This is a genomic window from Streptomyces sp. NPDC088730 (assembly GCF_044751215.1).
Taxonomy (GTDB): Bacteria; Actinomycetota; Actinomycetes; order Streptomycetales; family Streptomycetaceae; genus Streptomyces.
In genome coordinates this window covers 534946-554450 of sequence record NZ_JBIVLK010000003.1, presented here as the reverse complement: position 1 = coordinate 554450, position 19505 = coordinate 534946, and the positions used below count along the sequence as shown (strand labels likewise).

General features: G+C 69.6%; 15 protein-coding genes. 10 read left to right on the top strand and 5 right to left on the bottom strand.

What is annotated here, in order from left to right; genetic code table 11:
• Positions 1–25: 25 nt before the first annotated feature.
• The 4 genes from ACIP89_RS14390 to ACIP89_RS14375 form a co-directional block, all read right to left on the bottom strand.
• Positions 26–991 (bottom strand): ABC transporter ATP-binding protein, encoded by a 966-nt coding sequence (locus ACIP89_RS14390; protein ID WP_402115216.1) that lies wholly within the window; start codon positions 989–991, stop codon positions 26–28.
• 71 nt (positions 992–1062) lie between these two features.
• On the bottom strand, positions 1063–2043 hold the full coding sequence (locus ACIP89_RS14385; protein ID WP_311303443.1) for an ABC transporter permease: 981 nt from the start codon (positions 2041–2043) through the stop codon (positions 1063–1065).
• A gap of 91 nt (positions 2044–2134) precedes the next feature.
• Positions 2135–3922, bottom strand: a complete 1788-nt coding sequence (locus ACIP89_RS14380) for an ABC transporter substrate-binding protein (protein WP_401920844.1) — start codon at positions 3920–3922, stop codon at positions 2135–2137.
• A gap of 76 nt (positions 3923–3998) precedes the next feature.
• Entirely contained in the window at positions 3999–5027 is a 1029-nt protein-coding gene (locus ACIP89_RS14375) for an ABC transporter permease (RefSeq protein ID WP_401920843.1), read from the bottom strand.
• Positions 5028–5532: 505 nt separating this feature from the next.
• On the opposite strand from ACIP89_RS14375, the gene ACIP89_RS14370 reads away from it, so the two are divergent.
• From ACIP89_RS14370 to ACIP89_RS14345, 6 genes are all read left to right on the top strand, one after another.
• Positions 5533–7167 carry an ABC transporter substrate-binding protein gene (locus ACIP89_RS14370; RefSeq protein ID WP_401920842.1) on the top strand — a complete coding sequence of 545 codons (1635 nt, stop codon included), beginning with the start codon at positions 5533–5535 and terminating at the stop codon, positions 7165–7167.
• Positions 7168–7443: 276 nt separating this feature from the next.
• Positions 7444–8367, top strand: coding sequence for an ABC transporter permease (locus ACIP89_RS14365; RefSeq protein ID WP_401920841.1), 924 nt, complete (start codon positions 7444–7446; stop codon positions 8365–8367).
• Complete coding sequence (locus ACIP89_RS14360) at positions 8360–9337, top strand: ABC transporter permease (RefSeq protein ID WP_402115065.1); 978 nt, start codon at positions 8360–8362, stop codon at positions 9335–9337. The genes ACIP89_RS14365 and ACIP89_RS14360 overlap by 8 nt, the downstream gene beginning before the upstream one ends.
• A gap of 13 nt (positions 9338–9350) precedes the next feature.
• On the top strand, positions 9351–10328 hold the full coding sequence (locus ACIP89_RS14355; RefSeq protein WP_401920837.1) for an ABC transporter ATP-binding protein: 978 nt from the start codon (positions 9351–9353) through the stop codon (positions 10326–10328).
• On the top strand, positions 10318–11649 hold the full coding sequence (locus tag ACIP89_RS14350) for an ABC transporter ATP-binding protein (protein WP_402115062.1): 1332 nt from the start codon (positions 10318–10320) through the stop codon (positions 11647–11649). The genes ACIP89_RS14355 and ACIP89_RS14350 overlap by 11 nt, the downstream gene beginning before the upstream one ends.
• Positions 11650–11893: 244 nt before the next feature.
• Positions 11894–12982: a hypothetical protein gene (locus ACIP89_RS14345; RefSeq protein ID WP_401929488.1), complete on the top strand. Its 1089-nt coding sequence runs from the start codon at positions 11894–11896 to the stop codon at positions 12980–12982.
• 11 nt (positions 12983–12993) lie between these two features.
• Here ACIP89_RS14345 and ACIP89_RS14340 read toward each other — a convergent pair whose 3' ends face one another.
• A complete protein-coding gene (locus ACIP89_RS14340; protein ID WP_402115214.1) occupies positions 12994–15084 on the bottom strand; it encodes a prolyl oligopeptidase family serine peptidase in 2091 nt (696 codons plus the stop codon).
• Positions 15085–15293: 209 nt separating this feature from the next.
• On the opposite strand from ACIP89_RS14340, the gene ACIP89_RS14335 reads away from it, so the two are divergent.
• From ACIP89_RS14335 to ACIP89_RS14320, 4 genes are all read left to right on the top strand, one after another.
• Complete coding sequence (locus tag ACIP89_RS14335) at positions 15294–15488, top strand: hypothetical protein (RefSeq protein ID WP_401920833.1); 195 nt, start codon at positions 15294–15296, stop codon at positions 15486–15488.
• 123 nt (positions 15489–15611) lie between these two features.
• Complete coding sequence (mshB, locus tag ACIP89_RS14330) at positions 15612–16511, top strand: N-acetyl-1-D-myo-inositol-2-amino-2-deoxy-alpha-D-glucopyranoside deacetylase (protein ID WP_402115059.1); 900 nt, start codon at positions 15612–15614, stop codon at positions 16509–16511.
• A complete protein-coding gene (locus ACIP89_RS14325; RefSeq protein ID WP_401920831.1) occupies positions 16508–16954 on the top strand; it encodes a DUF6113 family protein in 447 nt (148 codons plus the stop codon). The genes mshB and ACIP89_RS14325 overlap by 4 nt, the downstream gene beginning before the upstream one ends.
• Before the next feature lie 430 nt (positions 16955–17384).
• A complete protein-coding gene (locus tag ACIP89_RS14320) occupies positions 17385–19373 on the top strand; it encodes a hypothetical protein (RefSeq protein ID WP_402115058.1) in 1989 nt (662 codons plus the stop codon).
• The last annotated feature ends 132 nt before the right edge of the window (positions 19374–19505 follow it).

Genomic DNA, 19505 nt, shown 5'->3' with positions numbered 1-19505 from the left:
GGAGGGAAGTCCCGTCTCTTGTACGTCAGTGGGTCCGCGCGCCGGCGAAGTCCGCGAAGAACTCCACGCGCTGTTCGGGCGTCAGGTGGCAGGCGGCCCCGCGACCGGCGGCCAGCTCCAGCGGAGGCTGCTCGGTCGAGCAGCGGTTGCCGCCGACCCGCTCGGTGAACGAGCACCGCGGGTGGAAGCGGCAGCCGGTCGGCGGGTTGAGGAGACTGGGCGGCGATCCGGGGATCGGCGACAGCGGTACGTCCACCGGTCCCTCCAGGCTCGGCATCGACCCGAGCAGGCCCCAGGTGTACGGGTGCTGGGGCGCCCGCAGCACCTCCTTCTTCGTGCCCCGCTCCACGCACCGGCCGCCGTACATCACCAGGACGTCGTCCGCGATGTCGGCGATGACGCCGAGGTCGTGGGTGATGAAGATGATGGAGGTGCCGGTCTCCTGCTGGAGGTCCTTGAGCAGGTCCATGATCTGGGCCTGCACGGTGACGTCGAGGGCCGTCGTCGGCTCGTCCGCCACCAGCAGCGCGGGGTCGCAGACCAGCGCCATGGCGATCATCGCGCGCTGGCGCATACCGCCGGAGAACTGGTGCGGGTAGTCGTCGACGCGCAGGTTCGGCTGCGGGATGCCGACCTTGGTGAGCATCTCCACGGCCCGCGCCCGCGCCTCGCGCTTGGACGCCCCGGTGTGCTTGCGGTACGTCTCGCCGATCTGCTTGCCGATGGTGTGGTACGGCGAGAGCGAGGCCAGCGCGTCCTGGAAGATCATGGCCATCTTGTTGCCGCGCAGGCGCTCCAGCTCCCGCTCCGAGGCGGTCAGCAGGTCCTGCCCGTCGAGCAGGATCTCGCCCTCGATCTCGGTGTGGTCCGGGTGGTGCAGGCCGAGGATCGAGAGGTTGGTGACGGACTTGCCGGAGCCGGACTCACCGACGATGCCGAGGGTCTTGCCGTGCTCGACGTCGAAGGACAGCCCGTCGACGGCCTTGACCATGCCGTCTTCGGTGGAGAAGTGCACGCGCAGATCGCGTACGGAGAGGAAGGGGGTGCTCACTGGATCTCTCCCTAGGCGAGGCGGACGCGTGGGTCGATGAGGGCGTAGACGGCGTCCACGACGATGTTGAGGAGCACGATCGCGACCGCGGCCACCATCATCACGCCGAGGAGCGTCGGCAGGTCGTTGGTGGACACCGCCTTGACCGAGAGCGCCCCGATGCCCTGGAGGCTGAAGGTCTTCTCGGTGATGATCGCGCCGCCGAGGAGCACGCCGAGGTCGAGGCCGAAGATGGTGACGATGGGCCCCATGGCCCCGCGCCAGGCGAATCTGAAGAACACCGTCCGCCGCGAGAGTCCCTTGGCGCGGGCCGTCCGGACGTAGTCCTCGCTCATCGACTCCACCAGCTGGGAGCGGGCCATACGGGTGTAGTTGGCCGTGAAGATGACGGAGAGCACCAGCCAGGGCAGCAGGAGCCCGGAGAACCACGCGCCCGGGTTGTCGGTCAACGGCGTGTAGCTGGGGCGGTCCAGCAGGTGCCACTGGTCGGTGAGGAAGTACATCGCGAGCACACCGACGATGTAGATCTGCATCGAGGAGGCGATCAGCGAGGCGGAGGAGGCGACCTTGTCGAGCGGCTTGCCCTGCTTGACGGCCGCGAGCATGCCGGCGCCGACACCGAAGATGACGAACACGAAGGCGCTGCCGACGGAGAGCGAGAGCGTGGTCGGGAAGCGGTCCACGATGGTGCCGAAGACCGGCTCGCGGTTGATGAAGGAGTACCCCAGGCAGGGCGCGGGACAGTTCCCGTACGAGGTGTACTCGCGTCCTACGAAGATGCCTTGCAGCCAGTGCCAGTACTGCACCGGTATCGAATCGGCGATCCCCAGGTTGTGCCGCACCAGCGCGAGCGTCTCTGGCGTGCAGACCTTGCCGCAGGCGACCCGGGCGGGGTCACGGGGGGCGGCGTAGAAGAGGACGAAGACTAGGGCGCTGATGATCAGCAGAATGACCGCGGCGCCGACGACACGGCGGAGAAGAAAGCGCAGCATGGCAGTGGGTTTTCCTGACGGATGCCGAGGGGGAGGAGGGGAGGCGGGCGGCTCCCGGACCGAGAGCCGCCCGCCCCCCGGGGGCCGTTCGTCAGGCCTTGACGTACGTCTTGTAGATGATCGTCGCGGAGAACTGCGGGTCCATCATGGCGCCGCCGACCTTGGAGCCGTACAGGTAGAAGCGGCGCTGGAAGGTCTCCGGGATGACCGGGACGACCTCGTCCATGATCCGCTTGTCCAGCGCCGTCCAGGCGGCACCGGCCGCCTTCTGGTCGGCGATGACGACGTTCTTCTTGATGGCCGCGTCGATCCAGTCGACCTTGACCTGGGAGACGTTGTTCTGGCCGTTGCCGATGTTGGCGCTGTCGAACAGCGGCTGGATCATCGTGTAGGCGGTCGGCCAGTCCGGGGACCAGCCGAACCACATGACGTCGAAGCTGTTGTCGACCTGCTGGATCTGGTCGTAGTACGAGGTCGAGTCGACGGGCTTGATGACCGGCTTGAAGCCCGCGGCCTTGAGCGCGTTCTCGACGACGACGGCCGTCTTGTCGTAGGTGGGGCTCTGCGGGTAGGTGTAGACGATCTTCTGACCGAGCTTGCCGGCCTTCTTGAGGATCTCCTTGGCCGCCGCGGCGTCACCCTTGGGCGCCTTCAGCTTGCCGTAGAAGTCGAACTCCTTGCGGCCCAGGATGTCGGGGCTGAGGATCGTGGTCGCGTAGTCGCCCGCGGACGGTCCGCCGTAGATCTTGCGGATCTGCTCCAGCGGCCAGGCGGTGTTGAGCGCCTTGCGCACCTCGACGTCCGTGACGCGCTTGCAGTTGATCGCGTAGTAGTACGTGCCGGTGAGCAGGCCGTTGAAGGTCCGCTTCTTCAGCTCGGGGTCGGAGAGCACCTTCTGCATGCGCTCGGCCGGCACGGACTTGTAGATGGAGATCATCTGCTGGTCCTTGCCCTGGTCCGCGATGAAGCGGTCCGCGGACTCCAGCGAGGTGGGGCCGAACTCGAACTCGAAGGTGTCCGGGTAGGCGTTGCGGATCGGGTCCGTCGCCGGGTCCCAGTGCTTGTTGCGCGTCAGCGTCATCGACTTGTCGATGGTGCGGTGCTTGACGATGTACGGACCACAGGAGACGGGCTGCTTGTCGTACTTCTCCTTGGTGTCCAGCTTCACCGGCGTCGCCGAGTAGCAGCTCATGGCCAGGGTGAAGTTGAAGTCCGGACGCGGCTCGGCCAGCTTGAAGGTGATCGTCTTCTTGGCCTTGTCGAGGACCAGCGAGTCCAGGTGCTTGCCCTTGTACGGGCCCTCGTAGCCCTTGCGCCAGTCGCCCTTGCCGGTGAGCGCCTGCTGCACGTAGGCGGCGCCCTCGGTGATGAACGGCGCCCAGGCACGCTCGATGCCGTGGCGGACGTCCTCGACGGTCAGCTCGCTGCCGTCCTGCCACTTGAGCCCGTCCTTCAGCGTGAAGGTCCAGGTCTTGTTGTCGGGGGACGCCGTGCCGACGTCGGTGGCCAGGTCACCGACGAGGGTCATCCCGCCCTTGTCGTCGACCTTGTAGCCGGTGAGGGCACGCGCGAACATCGCGGCACCGCTGGAGTTGAACGCGAAGTAGATGCGCTGCGGGTCGAGGTGGGAGAAGTCGTCCTCGGAGATGCCGTAGATCGTCCCGCCCTTCTTGGCGCCGGCGATCTCGGCGGCGGGACCCTTCGAGTCCTCCGCGGTACCGATCTTGACGGTCGCGCCGGTGTACTCGGTCGCGCCGGCGTCCGGCGAGCCCTTGCCACCGCCGCCGCCCGAGTCGCCACTGCTGCACGCGGAGAGGACGAGCGAGCCGCCCGCCGCGACGGATGTGGCGATGACGAAGTTTCTGCGGGAGAGAGACATGGCAACCTGCCCTGGTCGGTGAAGAGGGACGAATGATCCGGCGGAGCCCCGTCGCTCCGGTCCGGGTGCGGAACTTTCAGCGCTTGGTCTTCGGGTCGAGAGCGTCCCGGACCGAGTCGCCGAGGAGGTTGAACGCGAGGACGAAGACCACCATCGTCACCCCCGGGAAGAGCATGAAGGTGATGTCGTCCTGGTAGACGTCGGCGCCGCGTTGGAGCATGACGCCCCAGTCGGGTGTCTTCGCCGTCAGTCCTACCCCGAGGAAGGCGAGTCCGGCCTCGGCGCTCACGAACATGGGGAGAGCGAGGGTCGCCTGGATCAGGATCGGCGTCCACAGGTTGGGCAGCAGTTCCTTGAAGATGATCCGTGCCGGTGAGGCTCCGGTCACCTTGGCGGCCTCGACGAACTCCCTTTCGCGCAGGGCGAGTACCTCGCCGCGCAGGAGCCGGGCGATGGACGCCCAGCCGAAGGCCGTCATGACCAGGATGAGGCTCGTGACGGTGAGCCAGACCGGGGTGGCGTCCTCGGGGGAGACCAGGACCGAGATGAGTACCGGCCAGAACGCGATGAAGAACAGCGTCGAGGGGAAGGCCAGCAGGATGTCGATGACCCGGCCGATGAAGTAGTCGGTCTTCCCGCCCAGGTAGCCGGCGGTCACACCGATCACGATGCCGAGGACGGTCACCAGGAGCGTCGTCACGCCCGCGATGAACAGCGAGTTGCGGATGCCGTAGATGAGGAAGGTGAAGAGGTCACGGCCCAGTTGCGGCTCGATGCCGAACCAGAAGTCGCCGCTGATACCGCCGTTGGGCTTGATGGGGAAGCCGAAGTCGTTGAGCAGGCCGTCCTCGTTCTGCCCGTAGGTCGTGTACGGGTCCTTGCCGTAGACCTTGGAGATCAGCGGCGCGCAGACGGCCACCAGGAAGAAGAAGATGACCACATAGGCCGAAATGACCCCGGACCGGTCGCGTTTGAAGCGCCGCCAGGCCAGCTTGCCCGGAGAGCGCCCGTCACCGCCCTTCAGTGCCGAGGGTTCCGGCGTTTTCTGCGGGTCCGCGTTGGCCAGCTCAAGAGGGGCTGCGGCGTTCGAGGTTGGAATCGTCATGGTGCTCCTGGCCCGGAGGGTCGAAGGACTCCGCAGGGCACACCTACGGGCTACCCGGACTTTTTCAACGCAATTCATGCAGGGTCAATGAATGTCGGACCGCCTTGAGGCGCTCTTTGGAAGCTTGACTTATACATGACCAGAAGCAGGGCGTGTCATTACTCTGCCTTTGCCTTTTCCAGGGGTGATTCCTGGATGAAACGTCGAGAATCCGTCAATGAGTCCGATATACGGGCGGCCATGTCTCGGAATCCGTGCATCCGGTCAGGCCGGTCCCGGGTCGATGCGCGTTCGTTGTGTTGCCGTTACCGCTTCGCCGCTCGTCAGGCCGGTTCGCGGCTCTCGCGTGACTGGCATGCACTCGCCAAAAGTGTCCGCCTCGGCGCTCGCTGCCGCCGTCCGGGTGACCTCCGAAGTGCCCGGATGGCGGGGGTAAATATGCGTAGAGGCCGGTATGCGGTGATATTTGACCTGACGTAAGACGAGCACTACGAGGAGGCACTCCATGCGCGGAGCCACACAGGTGAAGTGGGCAGCATGCGCGGTCGCCGTCGCCCTGGCGGCGACCGCCTGCGGCGGCGGGGGCGACAGTGGTGGCGGCGGTGGTGGTGCCAATGGGGTGGTGAGTTCCTCGTGGGGTGACCCGCAGAACCCGCTGGAGCCCGCCAACACCAACGAGGTGCAGGGCGGCAAGGTCCTCGACATGGTCTTCCGGGGGCTCAAGCGGTACAACCCCAAGACCGGCGCCGCCGAGGACATGCTGGCGGAGAAGATCGCCACGACCGACTCGAAGACCTTCGACATCACCGTCAAGGACGGCTGGACGTTCTCCAACGGCGAGAAGGTCACCGCCAAGTCCTTCGTGGACGCGTGGAACTACGGCGCGAGTCTCAAGAACAACCAGAAGAACGCCTACTTCTTCGGCCAGATCGACGGTTACGACAAGGTGCACCCGGACTCCGGCGCCCAGGCCGCCGGGGCGATGTCCGGGCTGAAGGTCACCGGTGCCAGGACGTTCACCGTCAAGCTCAACCAGAAGTTCTCGCTGTGGCCCGAAACGCTGGGCTACGCGGCGTTCGCCCCGCTGCCCAGGATCTTCTTCGACGACCATGCCGCCTACCTGAAGAAGCCGGTCGGCAACGGGCCCTACACCATCAAGTCGTACACCAAGGGTTCGCAGATGTCCCTGCGCAAGTGGGACAAGTACCCCGGGTCCGACAAGGCGCAGAACGGTGGCATCGACCTCAAGGTCTACACCGACAACAACACCGCCTACACCGACCTGGTGGCCGGCAACCTCGACCTGGTGGACGACGTCCCCGCCGCGCAGCTCAAGAACGTCAAGGCTGACCTCGGTGACCGCTACATCAACACCCCGGCGGGCATCATCCAGACCCTGGCCTTCCCGTTCTACGACAAGGCGTGGGACAAGGCGGACAGCGACAAGGTCCGCAAGGGCCTCTCCATGGCCATCAACCGCAAGCAGATCACCGAGACGATCTTCAACAAGACGCGGACTCCCGCCACGGACTGGACCTCCCCGGTGCTGGGTTCGGCGGGCGGCTACCAGGCCGGCTTCTGCGGCAAGCTCTGCGACTACGACCCGGCCGAGGCCAAGAAGATGATCTCGGAGGGCGGCGGCATCCCCGGCGGCCAGGTGAAGATCGGCTACAACGCCGACACGGGCAGCCACAAGGACTGGGTGGACGCGGTCTGCAACAGCATCAACAACGCGCTCGGCAACGACAAGGCCTGCGTGGGCAGCCCGACGGGCACCTTCGCGGACTTCCGCAACAAGATCACCCAGAAGAAGATGACCGGCCCCTTCCGCGCGGGCTGGCAGATGGACTACCCGCTCATCCAGAACTTCCTGCAGCCGCTCTACTACACCAACGCCTCGTCCAACGACGGGAAGTGGACGGACAAGAAGTTCGACGGCCTGGTCAACCAGGCCAACGCCGAGTCCGACAAGGCCAAGGCGGTCAAGACCTTCAAGGACGCCGAGGCGGTGGTCCGGGACACCATGGCGGCCATCCCCCTCTGGTACCAGAACGGCAGCGCCGGCTACTCCACGAACGTCTCGAACGTCGCGCTGAACCCGTTCAGCGTGCCGGTCTACAGCGAGATCAAGGTCAAGTGACCTGGTAGCGGCCGACCCGGCCCGGCACCCCGTGAGGGCGTGCCGGGCCGCGGTGCGTTCCGCCGGTCCCGGTGCCCGTCACACGGTTGGCCCCTTCCGGCGCATCCGTGTTCCCGTGAGGGTGCACAGAAGGTGCTATTTCGTGTGAAATGGGATGTTATTTGGTTCACGGCAACAGGGAGGTGACTGCGCGATGCGACCGTTCAGCAGGTCCCGATCCACCGCGGAGCGAGCGCCGGCCGGAGTCCAGTGCCCGATCGATGCGCGGAGGGTGACATGGGGCGTTATGTGATCCGCCGTCTGCTCCAGATGATTCCGGTCTTCATCGGAGCAACGCTGCTGCTCTTCCTGATGGTCAACGTGATGGGCGACCCGATCGCCGGCCTCTGCGGCGACCGGCAGTGCGACCCGACGACGGCCGCTCAGCTGCAGAAGGAGTTCGGGCTGGACAAGCCCGTCTGGCAGCAATACCTGACCTACATGGGCAACGTGTTCACCGGTGACTTCGGTACCGCCTTCAACGGACAGAAGGTCACCGAACTGATGGCGTCCGCCTATCCGGTCACCCTGCGGCTGACCATCGTCGCGATCCTCTTCGAGATCATCGTGGGCGTCACGCTCGGCGTCATCAGCGGACTCCGGCGCGGCCGCGTCGTCGACAACTCGGTCCTGGTCGCGACGCTCGTCGTGATCGCGATCCCCACCTTCGTCACCGGCTACGTACTCCAGTACCTGCTCGGGGTGAAGTGGTCCGTCATCTCCCCGACGGTCTCCTCGGAGGCGCCGTTCGACGAACTCATCCTGCCCGGCCTGGTGCTCGCCTCGGTCTCCCTGGCCTACGTCACCCGCCTCACCCGGACGTCGATCGCGGAGAACTCCCGTGCCGACTACCTCCGCACGGCCGTGGCCAAAGGACTGCCCAGGCGCCGCGTCATCGTGCGCCACCTGCTGCGCAACTCGCTGATCCCGGTCGTCACCTTCATCGGTACGGACATCGGCGCGCTGATGGGCGGTGCGATCGTCACCGAGCGCATCTTCAACATCCATGGCGTCGGATACCAGATCTACCAGGGCATCCTGCGGCAGAACACCCAGACCGTGGTCGGCTTCGCGACCATCCTGGTGCTGGTCTTCCTCATCGCGAATCTGGTCGTCGACCTCCTGTACTCCGTACTCGACCCGAGGATCCGTTATGCCTGAACCTCAGCCCGAGCAGAACGCGATCGCCGGGACCGGTGCCGGCGGAGCGGCGGACCTGGCCATGAGCGAGGGCACCACTCTGGAGGGCACACCGGAGGGCCCCGAGGGCGGCGCGCCCAGGGAACGGGCCGGGAGCCTGTGGGCCGACGCCTGGCGCGACCTGCGCCGCAACCCCGTCTTCATCGCCTCGGCCCTGATCATCGTCTTCCTGGTCATCATCTCGATCTGGCCCTCGCTCATCGCGTCGGGCAACCCCCTCAAGTGCGACCTGGCCAAGGCCCAGCAGGGCTCCCAGCCCGGCCACCCCATGGGGTTCAACGCCCAGGGCTGCGACGTCTACACCCGGGTCGTCTACGGGGCGCGGGCCTCCGTCACCGTCGGCGTCTGCGCCACGCTCGGCGTGGCGCTGCTCGGCGGGCTGCTCGGCGGACTCGCGGGCTTCTTCGGCGGGGCCTGGGACGCCATCCTCTCGCGCGTCACGGACATCTTCTTCGCCATTCCCGTGGTGCTCGGCGGTCTGGTCCTGCTCTCCGTGGTCACCAGCAACACCGTCTGGCCCGTCATCGGCTTCATGGTCCTGCTCGGCTGGCCGCAGATCTCCAGGATCGCCCGCGGCGCGGTGATCACCGCGAAGCAGCACGACTACGTGCAGGCGGCGCGCGCCCTCGGAGCGTCCAACACCCGCATGCTGATGCGGCACGTCGCACCCAACGCGGTCGCGCCCGTCATCGTGGTCGCCACCATCGCGCTGGGCACGTACATCGCGCTGGAGGCGACGCTCTCCTACCTCGGCGTCGGGCTGAAGCCCCCCACGGTCAGCTGGGGCATCGACATCTCGTCCGCCTCGCAGAACATCCGCAACGCCCCGCACATGCTCCTCTGGCCGGCCGGCGCGCTGGCGATCACCGTGCTCGCGTTCATCATGCTCGGCGACGCGGTGCGCGACGCCCTCGATCCCAAGCTGCGCTGAGGAGTCCGCTGCCATGTTGCTCGAAGTGCGCGATCTGCACGTGGAGTTCCACACCCGGGACGGGGTCGCCAAGGCCGTCAACGGGGTCAACTACTCGGTGTCCGAGGGTGAGACGCTCGCCGTGCTCGGTGAGTCCGGCTCCGGCAAGTCGGTCACCGCACAGGCGATCATGGGCATCCTCGACATGCCGCCGGGGAAGATCAGCGGCGGCGAGATCCTCTTCAAGGACCGCGACCTCCTCAAGCTGAAGAGGGAGGAGCGCCGGAAGATCCGCGGCCAGGAGATGGCCATGATCTTCCAGGACGCGCTCTCCTCCCTCAACCCCGTGCTGACGGTGGGGGAGCAGCTCGGAGAGATGTTCGTGGTGCACCGGGGGGCGTCCCGCAAGGAGGCGAAGGCCAAGGCCGTCGAGCTGATGGACCGGGTGCGCATCCCGGCCGCCAAGGAGCGCGTCGGCAACTACCCGCACCAGTTCTCCGGCGGTATGCGCCAGCGCATCATGATCGCGATGGCGCTGGCCCTGGAACCCTCGCTGATCATCGCGGACGAGCCCACCACCGCGCTCGACGTCACCGTCCAGGCCCAGGTGATGGACCTGCTCGCGGAGCTCCAGCGCGAACTGAACATGGGCCTGATCCTGATCACCCACGACCTGGGCGTCGTCGCGGACGTCGCGGACAAGATCGCGGTGATGTACGCGGGCCGGATCGTCGAGACCTCACCCGTCCACGACATCTACCGGGCACCCGCGCACCCCTACACCCAGGGCCTGCTCCGCTCGATCCCGCGCCTGGACCAGAAGGGCCGGGAGCTCTACGCGATCAAGGGACTGCCGCCCAACCTGCTGCACATCCCGCCCGGCTGCGCCTTCAACCCGCGCTGCCCGATGGCCCAGGACGTCTGCCGCACCGACGTACCGCCGCTGTTCGACGTGGCCGAGAACCGTCAGAGCGCCTGCTACTTCTGGAAGGAGACGCTCGATGCACGCTGATCACTCGGGGCGCAGGGAAGCGCGCCAGGAGGGCGAGGTGGCGCGCGCCCTGCTGGCCAAGTCACGCGAGACGAGCGCCCAGGCGGGCAAGGAACCGATCCTGGAGGTGCGCGACCTCGTCAAGCACTACCCGCTCACCCGGGGCATCGTGATCAAGAAGCAGATCGGGGCCGTCAAGGCGGTCGACGGGGTCTCCTTCGACCTGGCGGCCGGCGAGACGCTCGGCATCGTGGGCGAGTCCGGCTGCGGGAAGTCGACCGTGGCCCGGCTGCTCGTGCACCTGGAGGACCCGACGGCCGGAATGATCCGGTACAAGGGCGAGGACATCACCAAGCTGTCCGGCCGCGCGCTGAAGGCCGTGCGCCGCAACATCCAGATGGTGTTCCAGGACCCGTACACCTCGCTGAACCCGCGGATGACGGTGGGCGACATCATCGGCGAGCCGTACGAGATCCACCCCGAGGTGGCTCCCAAGGGCGACCGCCGGCGCAAGGTCCAGGACCTGCTCGACGTCGTCGGTCTCAACCCGGAGTACATCAACCGCTATCCGCACCAGTTCTCCGGCGGCCAGCGCCAGCGCATCGGCATCGCCCGCGGCCTCGCGCTCAACCCCGAGATCATCGTGGCGGACGAGCCGGTCTCGGCCCTCGACGTCTCCGTCCAGGCGCAGGTCGTCAACCTGCTGGACCGGCTCCAGTCGGAGTTCGACCTGAGCTACGTGTTCATCGCCCACGACCTCTCGATCGTGCGGCACATCTCCGACCGGGTCGGGGTGATGTACCTGGGCCGGTTCGTGGAGATCGGCACCGACGAGGAGATCTACGAGCACCCCACGCACCCGTACACCCAGGCACTGCTCTCCGCCGTGCCGGTGCCGGACCCGATGGCGCGGGAGTACCGCGAGCGGATCATCCTGCACGGCGACGTGCCCTCGCCCGCCAACCCGCCCTCCGGCTGCCGCTTCCGCACCCGCTGCTGGAAGGCGCAGGAGCGGTGCGAGCTGGAGGTGCCGCTGCTGGCCGTCCCGGCGGTCTTCCGGCTGACGGACACCCCGGCCCGGCACGATTCGGCCTGTCACTTCGCGGAGGAGAAGCGCGTGGTGCCGCCGGAGGGCTCGCTGGAGGCGTCACCGGGGGAGGACGGCCCCGGTCCGGACGTGGAACAGGTGGACAGGGAGGCCCGCAGGCCGCCGTCCGCGTCGTCCCCGGCGCCGCCGGTCCCGCCCGGCGGGGACGGCGGGGCCGCCGGGGAGGGCGGGGACGGCGGGCCCCCGGAGTCCGGCGAGGGGCCGCCGCCCGCCGGCAGCACCCGGGCCGACTGACCGGCGTACGCGTTAACGCACGGGCAACTCGCGCGTCGCACGTCCGATATACGGACCCGTCACCATGGACGACGTACGGCCGTGCGGGTGCCGTGGGCCGGCCGGGGGACGTCGAGTTCCCCGGCCGGCCGCCCGACAGGCCCGCGCCGTCGTGGCCCTCTTGTCGGGAGGCCGGGCGCGGTGGAGTATCGCCGGTGTGATACTCACGCGGGGAGCAAGAGTCACGGGTTCCGTCCTCTGCGGCGTGCTGGCGGTGATCGTCGCGAGCTGGCTCGTACGGGACGTCAGGGCAGTCGAGTTCGGGCAGCTGTTGCGGTACTGGGCCGGATTCACCGATGTCCAGCCGCCCGCGCTGCCCACGACCACGGCCGAGGACGCCGTGCTGCTCGTGGTCTACGTGGTCGCCACCGTCGCCGCGCTCCGCTCCGCCGTCGCCGCCACGGTGCTCGTTGCCGTCGGAGTGGTCACGATCGCCGTGCGGCTGCCCGGACTCTGGAGCATCGGCAGCCGCGTGATGGAGTCGGCGTACTCGGACGACCTGCGCACCCGGGCGCTGATCAGCGCCTTCGCCGCCCTCGCGGCGGGCATCGCGCTCCTCATCACCGCCGGGGCCGGGCGGCGTCCGCCGGACGGCGCCTACGAGCGGCTGCCCACCCGGCCGGGACATGGCGCCTCGGTCACCGCGTTCCTGCTGCTGTGCGCGGCCGGCGCGGTGCTGGTCGGCTGGGAGATCCGCCAGGTCGTGAAGTACCCGGAGGTCTTCCCCCACTGGTACGTGGGCGGCGACCGGCTCATGCACGGGCTGACCGATCCGCCCGTGGGCTGGGCGAGCGTGCTGACGGCCCTGTTCTGCCTGTTCGCCGGGGTGAGCGCCCTCTCCCACGCGGTGCACTCAAGGCCGTTCGGCCTGGTGGCCGCCGGGCTGCTGCTGCCCGGCGGGGTGTCCGGCGTGGCCCTGGCCGTGCACTACGAACTGTTCGACGATTTCGGTTCGCTGCCCACCGAGGCCCAGCTCAAGCTGACCAGTTGGTTCTTCGAGGCGTTCGTCGCCGTCATGGTGCTCATCGCGCTGGCCCCCAGGGGCTTCGCGGACGTCCCCGGCCCGTTCGCACCGGGGTACGGCTCCGGATACGGAGAGCCGGGGTACGGCCAGCAGCAGGGGTACGGCACTCCGGGATACGGAACACCTGGGTACGGCTCCGAGGCGCACCCAGGGCCGGACGCCGCCGGCCCGCACCCGGGGCAGCAGCCGCCCGCCCCGGGGTACGGCTACCCGCAGGGCGGCGGCTTCGGACCGCCCCCGCCGCCCTCCCAGCCGCCGCCGGGCTGGTAGCGGGGAGGCCCTTACGCGGCCGGACCCGCCAGCGACCGCTTCAGGAAGTCCACCTGGAGCAGCAGCAGGTTCTCGGCCACCTCCTCCTGCTGGGGCAGATGGGTCACCCCGCTCAGCGGCAGCACCTCGTGCGGCCGTCCCGCGGCGAGCAGCGCGGAGGACAGCCGCAGGGTGTGCGCGACCACCACGTTGTCGTCCACCAGCCCGTGGATGATCATCATCGGCCGTGCCTGCTCCGCGGCGTGCGACAGCCCCTCGTCGGTGACCAGCGAGTTGTCCGCGTACACCTGCGGCTGCTGCGCCGGGTCCCCGAGGTAGCGCTCGGTGTAGTGGGTGTCGTAGAGCCGCTGGTCGGTCACCGGAGCGCCGACGATCGCCGCGTGGAAGACGTCGGGCCGGCGCAGGGCCGCCATGCCGGCCAGGAACCCCCCGAAGGACCAGCCCCGGATGGCGACCCGGCCCAGGTCCAGCGGGAACCGCTCCGCGAGCGCGTGCACCGCCTCGACCTGGTCGTCGACGGTGAGGGCGAGGTTGTTCCTGACCGCCTTCTCCCAGCCGGGGGAGCGGCCCGGGGTGCCCCGGCCGTCCGCGACGACCACGGCGAAACCCTGGTCCGCGAACCACTGCGACGTGAGGTGCGCGTTGTGGGTGGCGACCACCCGGCGGCCGTGCGGCCCGCCGTACGGATCCAGCAGAACCGGAAGCGGACCATCCGATTCCTTGTACCCGCTGGGGAGCAGCACGGCGCACGGAATCCGCCGTGCGCCCCCTTCGGTGAAACGCGCCCCGACGGACAGCACCGGCTGCTCCGCGTGGTTCGCCACGGTGGTGATCCGCTTGCCGTCCCGCAGCACCTGGGCGGTCGCTCCCGGCCGGTCCGGGGAGGTGGACACCAGCACCGTCACCCGGCCGGCCCGGACCGCGGAATGCACGCCCACGCCGTCGGAGACCCGCTCCACGCCCAGCTCGTTGACCCGGTAGACATGGGTCTCGCCGATCTCCGGCACGGCCGCCGTCTCCCCCGCGGAGGCCGCCACGAGGATGTCCGAGCCGCCGATGTCCAGCACCGACTGGACCTGCAACTGCGCCCCGGTCAGCAGCCGGTCGCCGACCGCGAGGACCCGCGCCCCGCCCTCGTCCGCGATCCGGACCAGCCGTCCGTCCGGCGCCCAGGCCGGCACCCCCGGGAACAGGTCCAGCCAGACCGGGTCCTCGTCGACGTGCACGGTCCGGGTCGTGCCGGTCTCCGGGTCCACCGCGAGATGGAGCTGGCTCTGCTGGTCACGGGCCTGCACCAGCAGCAGCGGCGCCCCTGCCGACGACCAGTGCACCCGGGCCAGATAGGGGAACCGGGCCCGGTCCCACACCACTTCGGTGCGCGCCCCCGCCAGGTCCACGACGAAGAGCCGCACGTCCGCGTTGGGCGTACCGGCCGCCGGGTACGCGATCTCGGCGGGCTTGCGCTCCGGGTGCGCCGGGTCGGAGATCCACCACCGCCGCACCGGGCTGTCGTCGACCCGGGCGACCAGCAGCCGGTCCGACTCGGGCGACCACCAGAAGCCCCGTGGGCGCTGCATCTCCTCGGCCGCGATGAACTCCGCGAGGCCGTAGGAGACCTGGGCGTCCTCCGGCTCCGCGAGCGCCCTGTCCTCCTCGCCCCCGGCCGCCACGACGCGCAGGGCCCCCTTGGACACGTATGCGATGTGTCGTCCGTCAGGGGCGGGGCGCGGGTCGATCACCGGACCGGGCACGGGCAGTGCGCGCGCCGTGCCCGCCCGCAGCTGGGCGACGTACACCTTCCCGGAGAGCGCGAACGCCGCCAACTCGGCGGCCGCGTCCAGCGCGTAGCCCACGATCCCCGACGCCCCCTCGCGGCTCCGCTCGCGGCGGGCCCGCTCCTGCGCGGAGAGCCGCTCCACCGAATCGCCCAGCAGCACCGCTGGATCGGCCACCAGCCGCTCCCGCGGTGCGCCGTCGCCGGTCAGGTCCAGCGTCCAGAGCCGGCTCGTACGGTCGGTGCCGGAGCCCGAGCGCAGGAAGATCACCCGCTCACCATCGGGTGACACCGTGAACGCGCGGGGTGCGCCGAGGGTGAATCGCATCGTCCGGGCCTGCTGGAGCGGAAAGGTGATCTCTGACGAAGTCATGAGCCGAACCTATCGGCCGGCCCCGGCCCGTGCGCCCCTCGTGCTGCTGTGCCCCGATCAATGCCCTGCCACGGATAGTTATGATCCGTAGCGCTCGGTGGGTATGAACCTGCTGGCTCCATGCGTGCTGCCCGTCCCGACCGTACTGATGGAGGTGAACCGCCGTGGCGCTCTCGATTTCGGCGGTGGTGCTGCTGGCGATCGTCGTCTTCCTGCTGGTCCGGAAGTCCGGACTGAAGGGCGGACATGCGATGGTCTGCATGCTGCTCGGTTTCTATCTCGCCAGCTCGTCCATCGCGCCCACGATCTCCGAGGTGACGACGAACGTCGCGGGCATGATCGGAGGGCTGAAGTTCTGACAGCGGCAGCCGTCCGCCTGCGAAGGCGCCGAGCTGTGGGGGTGCCGGGCGTCCGCGGTTCGTCGGCGCCCGGAGCGTGGGCGCCGTCGGCCATCGGGGCCGTCGGCTCGTAGGGTGGTGCCCATGACGGATCTTCCCGCCCGGCGTCTGCTCCTCGTGCACGCGCACCCCGACGACGAGTCGATCAACAACGGCGCCACCATGGCCAGGTATGCCGCAGAGGGCGCCCTGGTCACGCTGGTGACCTGCACGCTCGGCGAGGAGGGCGAGGTCATCCCGCCCGCGCTCGCGCACCTGGCCGCCGACCGGGACGACTCCCTGGGGCCCTGGCGGCAGCGCGAACTCGCGGCGGCGATGAAGGAGCTGGGGGTCACCGATCACCGCTTCCTGGGCGGCCCCGGCCGGTTCCGCGACTCCGGGATGATGGGCGCGGAGCAGAACGGCCGTCCTGGCGCCTTCTGGTCCGCCGACGTGGACGAGGCCGCCGGGTACCTCGTGGAGGTGATCCGCTCGGTCCGCCCCCAGGTCCTGGTCACCTACGACCCCGACGGGGGCTACGGGCACCCCGACCACATCCAGGCCCACCGGGTCGCGACCCGCGCCGCCGAACTGGCCGCGGACCCCGGATACCGCACGGACGCCGGCGCCCCGCACACCATCGCCAAGATCTACTGGAACCGGGTGCCGCGCACCACCGCGGAGGACGCCTTCGCGAACCTGCGGGCCACCGCCCCCGACACCTTCCCCGGCATCGCCGCGATCGACGACGTGCCGGGTGTGGTGAACGACACCCTGATCACCACCGAGATCGACGGCACCGCCCACGCGGCGGCCAAGGCCGCGGCGATGCGGGCGCACGCCACCCAGATCGCGCTGAGCGGGTCCTACTTCGCCCTTTCGAACGATCTTGGCCAGCCGGTTCTCACCACCGAGTACTACGAGTTGGTGAGCGGCACCCCGGGCGCGGCTCCCGGCGCCCGGGAACACGATCTCTTCGCCGGTGTGAGGGGAGCGGACCAGTGAGCAGCAGCAGGTCGCGGGCCGCGCGGACCAACGCGCCCCCCAGGGACATTCCGGCCACGGGCCTGGCCGCTCCCCTCAACCCGCGCCGGATCGCCGCCCTGCTGGGGCTCGCGGTCCTCGGCGCGGTCGTCGGGATCGCCGGAGCCCTGGTCCAACCCGCTTGGTTCCCGGGCGGGTTGCTGCTGGCGCTGCTGGCGACCGCCGGGCTCTTCTACGGAGGCCGGTGTCTCATGGGTACGCAGCCGGGCGCCCTGGTACCCGCCGCGGGTTGGCTGATTTCGGTCGTCGTTCTGCTGGGTGGCCGCCCGGAAGGGGACTATGTATTCGGTGACGAACTGGGTCTCGCGCTCTTCATGCTGGGCGGGATGGCCCTCGCTGTGATCTGTGCCACCATGTCGCGGTCACCCCGATCGGGTGCCGACAGCGGCCGACCTGGCAAGTAATGTGCCACGTCCGATCCCGTAATGCCCCCTGTCCGTCCGGGGGGTGCGCAGTCGTTTCCCCCGGTCGCGGGGTGTCTGTCGGCCGCGGCCAGTAAGGTGGTTCGCGCGCCGAGCCGTCCCCTGGCCTGCGGCATGGGGGAAGTACGGGCGGCGGAGCCAATCGGGAGAACCTGCCTTGAGTCGTGAAACTGACAGTTCGTCCTCCGGGCCCCAGGGCCGCGGAGGAGCCGCGTACCCCTCGGGTACGCCGCCGTACGGATCCCGCCAGTATCCGTCGCTGCACCCTTCTGAGGATGCCCCGGAGGAGACCCCGGAGCCTGCGGACCCGTCCCAGCCGGAAGAGCCGAGGACGGAGACGACGCTGACGACGCGTATCCGGATCAACATCCCCGGCTCGCGTCCGATCCCGCCGGTGGTCATGCGTACGCCCATGAGCGACGCGGACGGCGGCCCCGGCAACGAGCGCACCAGCAGCATCCCGCGCCCGGGTCAGGCCGCGTCCAACGGCGCACAGGGCACCCCCGCGGCACCCGGGTCCGAGCCCGGTGACGGGTCCGCCTCCGCGGCGGAACCCGCCGCGGAGAAGCCCGCCAGGGAGAAGAGCGGCAGGGAGAAGAGCGGCAGCGACTGGTTCGCACCGCGCAAGCCCCCGACAGCCGCGGACGCGTCCGCGAACGGTTCGACGGGCCGGCCGTCGCCCGGTGGCGGCACGAACGGCGCGGGCTTCTCCGCGTCGGGTCCCGCCGGCGGTACGAACGGCGCGGGCTTCTCCGCGATGGGGGCCGGCGGTGGTACGAACGGTGCCGGTTTCTCCGCGACCGGTTCCGGGGACCGGGCGGACGGTCCGGGCGGCGACCGGGGCACCCCGCCCGCGGGCACCCCGCGCGCCGATCTGCCGTACTTCTCGGACGGCCCGCAGCGCGCGGGCGAGCCGGGCGCGCCCGGCTCCGGCGAGTTCGGAGCGGACGGTCCCGGCGGGCCGCGCTCCACGCCGAACCTCGGCACCCGTACCCCGCCCCCGTCCGGGCCCACCACGGGACCGGCCGGCGGCACCTCCCCGCTCACCCCGAACCTCGACGGGCCGGGTCCCTTCGCCGGGGCCTTCGCGCCGCCCGGCTCCGGGCCGGCCGGACCGCAGGCACCCGGGAGCACCGGTGGTCCCGGGGGCGCCGGTGGCGCTCCGCCGCGGATGTCCGACGACACCGCGGTGCTCACCCCGCAGTTCCCGGCCGCCGGTCCCGGCTCCGGCTCGGGTGACAACGTCTCGGGTGACACGCTGACCAGCGGCATCCCCGTCGTCCCGGCGGAGCACCGCACGGCGGGGCCCCGGTCGCCGTTCCAGGGCCCCGATCTCACTCCGCGGATCCCGGACAACCCGATGGGTACCGGTCCGGCCGGCCCGGGAGGGTTCGCGGCGCAGGCGCCCGAGCCCGCCGCCCCGGAGCCCGCTTCGGCGAAGGCCCCGGCGAAGAAGGGCCGTTCGAAGCTGGTCCTGCTCGGTGTCGCCGCTGTCTGCCTGCTCGGGCTCGCGTACGGCGCCGGGCTGCTGATGAACCACTCCGACGTCCCCAAGGGCACCACCGTCCTCGGCGTCGACATCGGCGGCGGCACCAAGGAGGACGGTGTCGAGAAGCTGGACGCCGCCCTCGGCAAACGGGCCAAGGCCCCGCTCCAGCTGAGCGTGGACGGCAAGAAGACGCAGCTCGCACCGGACAGGGCCGGGCTCTCCCTGGACAGCCAGGCGACCGTGCGCGCCGCGGCGGGCAGCGACTACAACCCGGTCTCGGTCATCGGCTCCCTCTTCGGCGGCAAGCGCGACATCGACCCGGTGATCCCGGTCGACCAGGAGAAGCTCGGGGTCGCGCTGACCGACCTGGCCGGTGCCTCCGGCTCGGCCAGCAACGGCACGATCAAGTTCGTTCCGGGCAAGGCCGTCCCCGTACCCGGCAAGGCGGGCAAGGCGCTCGACGCCAACCAGTCGATGGGCTCGGTGCGCGACGCCTACCGCGCCCAGGTGGAGACGGGCCGCTCTGCCACCGTCGAGCTGCCCGTCGCCACCCGCCGGCCCACCATCAGCCAGGCCGAGCTGGACCGGGCGATGAAGGAGTTCGCGGAGCCCGCGATGTCCGGCCTGATCACCATCAAGGCCGGGCCCAAGGTGATCCAGTTCGGCCCGGACAGGTCGCTGCCGAAGATCCTCTCGATGGTGGCGGTCGACGGCAAGCTCGTCGACCACTACGACAAGAAGGCCATCGACACCCTCTGCGAAGGTGTCTTCGACGGCATCATGATCACCAAGAGCGACGGTTCGAAGCACCAGCTCAGCGCGGACGACGTGGCCTTGGCCATGAAGGGCGCGCTGGTGGGCAAGACCCCCGTCGAGCGCACCGTCACGATCGACCTGAACGGCAACGGCTGACCCCGGCCCGCACCGCGCAACAGAACACCGCGCAACAGAACACCGCGCACGGAACACCGCGCCGCGAAAGCGCAGCACGGCACCGCGCCACAGGCACCGCCCCCGACCGGATCCCGGCCGGGGGCGGTGCCG